This window comes from Streptomyces swartbergensis (assembly GCF_002148965.1).
GTDB lineage: Bacteria > Actinomycetota > Actinomycetes > Streptomycetales > Streptomycetaceae > Streptomyces > Streptomyces swartbergensis.
Genome location: NZ_NGFN01000383.1, coordinates 1 through 7,865, shown reverse-complemented (window position 1 = coordinate 7,865; position 7,865 = coordinate 1). Strand labels below are relative to the sequence as shown.

The window sequence follows — 7,865 nt, the reverse complement described above, 5'->3', positions numbered from 1 at the left end:
GTCCCGCCAGTCCCGTCGACTCGCCGGACTCCCGCCTCCCTTGCGGCAAGAAACCCCCGCAACCCCCGGCTCAACGCCACCCGTTCCCCCGGTTCCATCGCCGCCAGTGTCCTGGCCAGGGCCTGTGCCCTGCGACCTGCGACGTCGCTCAGGACATGCTGCCCGTGCGTGGTGAGCCACAGCTGTACCTCGCGGCGGGTGTCCGGGTGCGGGGCGCGTTCCAGGAGGCCGGCCGCCGCCAGGCGGTCGCAGAGGCGGCTGGCGGTGGGGAGGCCGATGTCCAGCTGGTCCGCCAGGGCCGTCAGGTTCAGGCCGGGCGCCGCCTCCAGGGTGCGCAGCGCCCGCAGCTGGTGCAGGGACAGCCGCAGGGACGCCTTCTGGGCGGCGACCGACCACAGTGCCGTCAGGCTCTCCACGGCGTCGGCTATCTGTGCCGCGACGGCCTCCGGGCCCTCGCCCGGTCTCCTCGGCCGGGGGGCGCCGGCGCCGCCGAGATCGGTCACGAAACGGTCACTTTCCATAAGCTCCGGGTACTGCTGAGGTCGCCCTCATTCAAAGGCTGTACCCGATGAGCCGAGGGACAAGCCGCCTCGTTCGGCACCCGGCCGGGGCGGGAAGCTCAGCCCGCGCTGAGCCCCGTCAGCGCGGCGAGCGGCAGGGTGTGCTGGGTCTGGAGGACCTTCGCGCGCAGGTAGCGGACGTTGTGCGCGGTGGTGAAGACACCCGTGGGGACCCGGTCGCGGACACCCACGCCCAGGTCGCGCAGCTGGGCGGCCTTGTCGGGGTTGTTGGAGAGCAGGTCCAGCTCGCCGATGCCCAGGGCCCGGAGCATCTGGGCGGCGGCCGTGTAGTCGCGGGCGTCCTCCGGCAGCCCCAGGGCCGCGTTCGCCTCGTAGGTGTCGAGGCCCTCGTCCTGGAGGGCGTACGCGTCGAGCTTGTTGTAGAGGCCGATGCCCCGGCCCTCCTGGCGGAGGTAGAGGAGCACGCCGCCGCGCTCGGCTATGCGCTCGACGGCCTCGCGCAGCTGCGGACCGCAGTCGCAGCGGGCCGAGCCGAACACGTCCCCGGTCAGGCACTCGGAGTGCAGCCGCACCAGCGGGACCGGACCGGGCTCGCCCAGGACGACGGCAACGTGCTCCTGGCCGTCGGCCAGGCCGTGGAAGGTGACGATTTCGGCGTCGACCTCGTAGCCGTCGTGGAAGCGCAGCGGGACCCGGACGCGGGAGCGCGGAGTGGCGAGGACAGCGGGGGTGTCGGGCATGCGGGGCCTCCGGGTTCCGTTCCTGTTCGGCTGCACAGCCGTCGGCTTGCAGGCTGCTTCAGATTTGAAGCAGATCCACGTCCGGAACCCTACCCTTGCTTGAAATTTGAAGCAACGAGAAGCGGTGAGATCGAGGCGCGCTGTGACGTGCCTCACGAGAAGGCGCCTCCCCAACAGGCGCCTCACCAACAGGCGCCCACCAACAGGCGCCTCACGAACAGGCCGTGGAAGACCTCCGTCGCCACGGCACGTCGTCCGACGCCGGCCGTGTGCCGTCCTCCTGGAGCCCCTGCGCGATCGCCATGGAGATCTCCTCCAGTTGCCCCACCTGCTCCTCGCTGAGCCGGTCGAACAGGAAGCTCCGCACGGTGTCGACATGCCCGGGCGCCGCCCGTTCCAGTACGGCGAACCCGTCGTCGGTCAGGGTCGCGATGCTGCCCCGCTTGTCGTACCGGCAGGCCTCGCGCCGCACCATGCCGTCCTTCTCCAGCCGCGTCACCGCGTACGTCAGCCGACTGCGCGTGATCTTCAGCCGCTCGGCGAGATCCGTCATGCGCAGCCGCCGCTCCGGGGACTCCGACAGGACGGACAGGATGGAGTAATAAAGGTGGGGCATGCCGGCGTCCTGCTGGAGCTGCCGGTCGATCGCGTCCTCCAGGAGCAGCGAGGCGGCGATGTACGCGCGCCAGGCGCGTTGCTCCTCGGGGGTGAGCCAGCGAGTCGTCATGCACCCAGTGTAGGTTTGTTTCAAACTTGAACCAAGCCGTCCCGTCAGCCCGCCGTCCGCCACGAGTCTCCACGAGCCGGGAGCGTCGATGCCCCACCCGTACGTCCTGCTGTCCGCCGCTGTCTCCCTCGACGGCTACCTGGACGACACCGGCCCCGAACGCCTGCTCCTGTCCAGCCCGGCCGACTTCGACCGGGTCGACGAGGTCCGGGCGTCCGTCGACGCGATCCTGATCGGCGCAGGCACCGTACGCGCCGACAACCCGCGTCTGCTGGTGAACTCACCCGAGCGACGAGCCGCCCGCACGGCAGCCGGCCTGCCGGAGTACCCCCTCAAGGTCACGGTCAGCGGCACCGGCGACATCGACCCGGCGGCACAGTTCTGGCACACCGGCGGTGAGAAGGTCCTCTACACCACCGACAAGGGCGCCGAACGCGCCCGCGCCCTCGGCCTCGCCACCGATGCCACCGATGCCACTGATGGCGCCAGTGCCGCCAATGCCGCCAATGCCACCGACGTCGTCCCGCTCGGCGCCGACCTCGACTGGCGGCGACTCCTCACCCACCTGCACGACGTCCGGGGCGTACGACGGCTCATGGTCGAGGGCGGCGGCCTGATCCACACCCAGCTCCTCACCCAGGGCCTGGCCGACGAACTCCAGCTGGTCCTCGCGCCGCTCTTCGTCGGCGACTCCGAGGCACCCCGCCTCTTCGGGCCCGGCGGCTACCAGTCCGGACGGCTCCGGCTGCTGGAGACCCGGCGGATCGAGGACGTGGTCCTCATGCGCTACGAGCCGACCGCTCCCGGCACCGGCCCCCTCCCCGTAGCCGCCGACCACCACTGGCTGGCCCTCGCCTGCGAACTGGCCGCAGAGTGCCCGCCGTCGGACACGGCGTTCAGCGTCGGCGCGGTGGTGGTCGCGTCCGACGGCACGGAGCTGGCCCGCGGCCACTCCCGGGAGGGCGGCGACCCGGTCGTGCACGCCGAGGAGGCGGCCCTGGCGAAGACCGACCCGGCCGACCCCAGGCTCGCCGGCGCGACGGTCTACAGCAGCCTGGAGCCCTGCGCCCGCCGGGCCTCCCGCCCCGCACCCTGCGCCCGGCTGATCCTCGACGCGGGCGTACGACGCGTGGTCACGGCCTGGCGCGAGCCGGACACCTTCGTGCCGGGGGCCGACGGCAGCGGCGTCCTGGCGGCCGACGGAGTGGAGGTCGTCGTCCTCCCGGAGCACGAGGAGCGGGCCAAGGCCCCCAACCGCCACCTGCCACACTGAGCGCGGGCCGATCGGCCCACAGATCCTGCGGCCCCGCCGCCTCCGAGTCACGCTGCCTACAGGGCCGGCAGGTACGACAGCGCGGAGGCAGCGGGCATGCCCACGCGGGCAATCCGGGCCGCTGAGCACCGGGTGTGCGCGAGCGGTCCCGCGGATGGCGTACACTGGAGTCACAACGACGCGGGGTGGAGCAGCTCGGTAGCTCGCTGGGCTCATAACCCAGAGGTCGCAGGTTCAAATCCTGTCCCCGCTACTGAAGGCCGAGGGCCGGAATCCGAAAGGGTTCCGGCCCTCGGTGCGTTTCCCGGGCTCCTCATTACTGTCGGTGAGTGAATCACACCGCTCCGCGTGATAACTGACGCACCGTCAAAACCCGTGAGTCACTTAGGGGGCGGTCAACTCGCCCGATTTAAGCCGGTCATGGCAGGTTGGTCCGCGCGAAAAAGGTTAATGATCAAGTGGAATCGCTGGAATCCCCACCGCGCGTCTATTAACGTTCGATAACGCAGCGCGGTCGTCCCAGCCGTCACAGAAGGCGGCTCCGTGCGCACGCGCCGAATCCCGAAAGGGAACCGGGGAACCACTACTTGGGGTGAATCGGGCGGATGCCGCCGTGGAAGCACGGCCGGTATACGCGCGTAGGAGACCTTCCTGCTCCGAACCCGTCAGCTAACCCGGTAGGCGAGAAGGAAGGAAAGGAGTACGCCCACGTGGCGTCCAACCGGCCTGCCCCCGCGGCCCCGTCCGCGCCCAGCCAGCGCGACACCGAAACCTTCGGCTACGGCGGTCACCGCACCGACGAGGGCCCGTTCCAGGAATGGAACCCCACCGCGGAGTCCATCCGTCCCGTCCGTGGCCGGCATCGCGTCACCAAGCAGCGCGGCGGAGGCCTCGCCCGCAGCTCCACCGTCCTGGGCGTCGGCGTCATAGCCGCCGTGGGCGCGGGCGGCATGGCCAGCGCCCAGACCGGCAAGCCGCCGGTGTCGATCTCCGTTTCGGACCTTCCCTCGGTGGGTTCCCTCATTTCGGACGACGACACCCCCGAAGGCTCCGCCACCCCGCTCAGCGACCTCGCCACGGCGTCCGCCGACACCGAGCAGGGCACCTCCGGCGCCGGTGAGGCGCTGCGCGCCCGGATCATGGCGCAGGTCGAGCACCAGCAGGAGCAGATCGAGACCAAGGCCGCGCAGGACGCCGCCGAAGCCGCCCGGAAGGCGGCCGCGGAGGCCGCCGCCAAGGCGGAGAAGGAAGCCAAGGCCAAGGCCGCCGAAGCCAAGCGGAAGGCGGAGGAGGAGGCCCGGAAGAAGGCCGAGGCAGAGCGGCTCGCCGCCCTCGCCAAGCAGTACACGCTGCCGACCTCCGCGTACACCATCACCTCGACCTTCGGTCAGGCCGGCGCCTACTGGTCCTCCGGCTACCACACCGGTCTCGACTTCGCCGCCCCCACGGGCACGCCGATCAAGGCGGTGCACAGCGGCACCATCACCGAGGCGGGCTGGAACGGGTCGTACGGCTACAAGACGGTCCTCACCCTCGATGACGGCACGGAGATCTGGTACGCGCACCAGTCGTCCATCGGCGTCAGCGTCGGCCAGAAGGTCAACACGGGTGACGTCATCGGCCGCGTGGGCGCGACCGGCAACGTCACCGGGGCGCACCTGCACCTCGAGGTCCACACCGGCGGATCCACCAACGGGGTCGACCCGCTGGCGTGGCTGCGGGGCAAGGGCCTGAACGTCTGAGGCCTGAGCGGTTCCTGCCCCCGGGCCGGGGGCAGGGGGTGGAGGCTGAGGTTTCGGCTACGACCGGTACGGGTTGTACGCCGGATACGGCGTCGCAGTCGGCGTTGCCGGAGTCGTCGGAGAGCCGTACCCGTACGCCCCGTACACCGGCCAGGGCGGGGCCGCCACCGGTACCGGAGGGGCCGTGATCCGCGCGGCGTAGTCCAGCGCGGGGCGGGCCGTCTCCCGGCGTCGCCACAGCTCGTCCAGCAGTTCCCGTTCCCGTACGACGAAGTCGGCACCGGCACGGCCGCGGCGGCCCCGGTGCCGCAGGAACGCCAGGGACGTCGCGTACCCCTCGTACTGCGCGACCTCCCGCGCCGCCGCCCTGCCCGCGTGGCGGCGGGCGTACTGGCGGGCGATCCGCCGGGCCCGCATCGAGCCGAGGGCGTACGGCTCGACCGGGGACAGCCACCCGGCCACGGCGTAGGCGGGCAGCTCCGTCCGTACGGTCTTCAGCTCCCGCTGCCGGGTCCAGATCACCAGCCACGTCAGCAGCCCGAAGAGGGGCACCATGAACGCCGCGTACACGGCGAAGAACCCGTACTCGCCGAACGCCGACGAGCCGTTCCACATCGCGTGCAGGCCCATCGCGAGCAGCAGTCCGGAGAGCGGGAAGGCGACGCGGCGGATGTGCTGGCGGTCCGCCGCGAGCGCGGAGACGCCGAAGCCGATGCCCGTGAGGACGGTGAAGAGCGGGTGCGCGAACGGCGACATGATGATGCGCACGAAGAAGGTCGCCGCCGTGACGGAGGCGATGCCAGTGCCGCCGGTGAGCTGGTCGGTGCCGAAGGCGGTGCCCAGGTAGAGGATGTTCTCCGTGAACGCGAAGCCGGTTGCGGTGACGCCGGCTGTGACGACTCCGTCGAGGATGCCGGTGAAGTCGCGGCGCCGGAAGAGGAAGACCAGTAAGACGGCCGCCGCCTTGGCCGTCTCCTCGACCACCGGGGCTATGACGGTCGCGCCGAGCGTGTCCGCGCTGGACGGATCCGCCGTCGCCGTCGCTATCCATCGGGTCGCGAAGCTGTTGGCGACGATCGCTATCAGCGCCGCCGCGCAGGCGCCCCAGGCGAAGCAGAACAGCAGGTTGCGCCAGGGGCCCGGTTCGACCCGGTCCAGCCAGCGGAACGCGGCTATGAGCAGGGGCACCGGGAGTGTGGCCAGCCCCAGCCCGACCAGGAACCCTTCCGTGCCGGTCTCCTCGCGGACCAGGGCGAGGATGACGAGGCCGGATATCGCGAGGAGCGTGGTCAGCGCCCCGTAGCGCACCCAGGCGCGTTGCCACCAGTGGGCGTGGAGCAGGGGGCCGGCGGCGGGTGCGCCGTCGACACGACCACGGGGATACGGGTGTGGGGGGCAGGTGGCCACGGCATTTGACCCTAACGACGGATGGGCGCTGTCCGCAGGCGGGAGGGACGCGGGTGCGTGTGCGGTGCGGTCAGGCGCCGGCGGGGGGTTGGTCCACGTGCTGTACGCGGCGGAAGAGGAGGTCGTTCACGACATGTCCCTTGTCCAGTCCCTGGCCCTCGAAACGGGTCAGGGGACGGAAGTCGGGACGGGGCGCGAAACCGCCGTCCGCCTGCGTGTTCTCGAAGTCGGGGTGTGCCGTGAGCACGTCGAGCATCTGTTCGGCGTACGGTTCCCAGTCGGTGGCGCAGTGCAGGATCGCGCCGGGCCTGAGGCGGCTCGCGGCGAGGGTCAGGAAGTCCGGCTGGATGATCCGGCGCTTGTGGTGCCGCTTCTTGGGCCACGGGTCGGGGAAGTAGACGCGCAGGCCGTCGAGGGAGTCCGGGGTGAGCATCTCGCGGAGGAGGATGATCGCGTCGCCGTTGCCGACCCGGATGTTGGACAGGCCGTTGCGGTCCGCGAGATTGAGCAGGTTGCCCTGGCCGGGGGTGTGGACGTCGACGGCGAGGATGTTGGTGGTGGGGTCGGCTGCGGCCATCTGGGCGGTGGCCTCGCCCATGCCGAAGCCGATCTCCAGGACGACGGGGTTGTCGTTGCCGAACAGGTCGGCGAGGTCGAGGGTCCGGCTGCCGTCGATGTCGAGGCCCCACTTGGGCCACAGCCGCTGAAGCGCGTCCGCCTGGCCGGCTGTGACCCGGCTCCGCCGCGGCTGGAAACTCCGGATCCGCCGCTCGAAGTGCGACCCGGCGGGATCGGCCTTCGGCCCATCGGGAAAACGCGGCTCACCCTTGGCCCGGCTGCGCCGGACGGAGGCACCGGGGGTCTCGGGCTGGGGGGTTTCGGGGGTGTTCACGGAGTCAGACACAGTGAGGCCGATTTTACGGCCGTCGCTTGTTCTCCGGGGGATGGGTCGGGCACCTCAGCTGCCGCCGACCTCAGCTGCCGCCGACCGCGGCTGCGGGCGATCGTGCCGCCAAGGGCGGCACCCGTCCCAAGGAAGCGGCACCCCATGCCGCCGGGCCGCGGACCCACCCGGCCTCAGCACGGGCGCCGAGCACCTCGAAACCCCTCACAGCGCGCTCAACGCCCTGCGCGCCACCTCCCTGCCGATCGGCAAGGACGCCGTAGCCGCAGGGGACGGCGCGTTCAGCACATGCACCGTGCGCGGGCCCTCGCGGATCAGGAAGTCGTCCACCAGCGTGCCGTCACGCAGTACGGCCTGTGCCCGCACCCCCGCCGCCGTCGGCACCAGGTCGTCCTCGGACACCCCGGGCAACAACCTCCGCACGGCCTCCGTGAACGCGCTCTTGGACACCGACCGGCGCAGCTCCCCCGCCCCGTACCGCCAGTGCCGCCGGGCGATCCGCCACGAGCCCGGCCAGGCCAGCGTCGACCCCAGCTCCCGCACCCGGACCG

At 71.4% G+C, this 7,865-nt stretch carries 7 protein-coding genes, 1 tRNA gene, 1 pseudogene and 1 riboswitch; of the genes and pseudogenes, 3 read left to right on the top strand and 6 right to left on the bottom strand.

Annotation, left to right across the window (positions count from 1 at the left end; genetic code table 11):
- The 3 genes from CA983_RS37320 to CA983_RS37310 form a co-directional block, all read right to left on the bottom strand.
- On the bottom strand, positions 1–521 hold a 521-nt coding region (locus CA983_RS37320; protein ID WP_086605166.1), incomplete at its 3' end, for a MarR family winged helix-turn-helix transcriptional regulator.
- Positions 522–619: 98 nt separating this feature from the next.
- Positions 620–1,261, bottom strand: coding sequence for a GTP cyclohydrolase II (locus CA983_RS37315; RefSeq protein ID WP_086605165.1), 642 nt, complete (start codon positions 1,259–1,261; stop codon positions 620–622).
- 211 nt (positions 1,262–1,472) lie between these two features.
- Positions 1,473–1,988, bottom strand: a complete 516-nt coding sequence (locus CA983_RS37310; RefSeq protein ID WP_086605164.1) for a MarR family winged helix-turn-helix transcriptional regulator — start codon at positions 1,986–1,988, stop codon at positions 1,473–1,475.
- Between the two features lie 88 nt (positions 1,989–2,076).
- On the opposite strand from CA983_RS37310, the gene CA983_RS37305 reads away from it, so the two are divergent.
- From CA983_RS37305 to CA983_RS37295, 3 genes are all read left to right on the top strand, one after another.
- Positions 2,077–3,261, top strand: coding sequence for a dihydrofolate reductase family protein (locus CA983_RS37305; RefSeq protein ID WP_086605163.1), 1,185 nt, complete (start codon positions 2,077–2,079; stop codon positions 3,259–3,261).
- A 179-nt stretch (positions 3,262–3,440) separates the two neighbouring features.
- Positions 3,441–3,514 (top strand) — tRNA-Met (locus tag CA983_RS37300).
- 289 nt (positions 3,515–3,803) lie between these two features.
- Positions 3,804–3,960, top strand: a riboswitch (cyclic di-AMP (ydaO/yuaA leader).
- An 11-nt stretch (positions 3,961–3,971) separates the two neighbouring features.
- The gene (locus CA983_RS37295; protein WP_086605162.1) at positions 3,972–5,003 is read left to right on the top strand and encodes a M23 family metallopeptidase; all 1,032 of its coding nucleotides are present in this window, start codon (positions 3,972–3,974) and stop codon (positions 5,001–5,003) included.
- A gap of 57 nt (positions 5,004–5,060) precedes the next feature.
- Here the strand turns inward: CA983_RS37295 and CA983_RS37290 are convergent, their stop codons facing one another.
- The 3 genes and pseudogenes from CA983_RS37290 to CA983_RS37280 form a co-directional block, all read right to left on the bottom strand.
- Positions 5,061–6,410 (bottom strand): PrsW family intramembrane metalloprotease, encoded by a 1,350-nt coding sequence (locus tag CA983_RS37290; protein ID WP_086605161.1) that lies wholly within the window; start codon positions 6,408–6,410, stop codon positions 5,061–5,063.
- Between the two features lie 70 nt (positions 6,411–6,480).
- Positions 6,481–7,314, bottom strand: coding sequence for a tRNA (guanosine(46)-N7)-methyltransferase TrmB (gene trmB / locus CA983_RS37285; RefSeq protein ID WP_208637121.1), 834 nt, complete (start codon positions 7,312–7,314; stop codon positions 6,481–6,483).
- Between the two features lie 204 nt (positions 7,315–7,518).
- Positions 7,519–7,865 (bottom strand): annotated as a pseudogene (locus tag CA983_RS37280) (L-2-hydroxyglutarate oxidase); the annotation flags it as partial.

Excerpts from the sequence above, each read along its gene's own strand:
- CA983_RS37310 (WP_086605164.1), bottom strand. The coding sequence starts at position 1,988 with ATGACGACTCGCTGGCTCACCCCCGAGGAGCAACGCGCCTGGCGCGCG.
- CA983_RS37305 (WP_086605163.1), top strand. The coding sequence starts at position 2,077 with ATGCCCCACCCGTACGTCCTGCTGTCCGCCGCTGTCTCCCTCGACGGC.
- CA983_RS37315 (WP_086605165.1), bottom strand. The coding sequence starts at position 1,261 with ATGCCCGACACCCCCGCTGTCCTCGCCACTCCGCGCTCCCGCGTCCGG.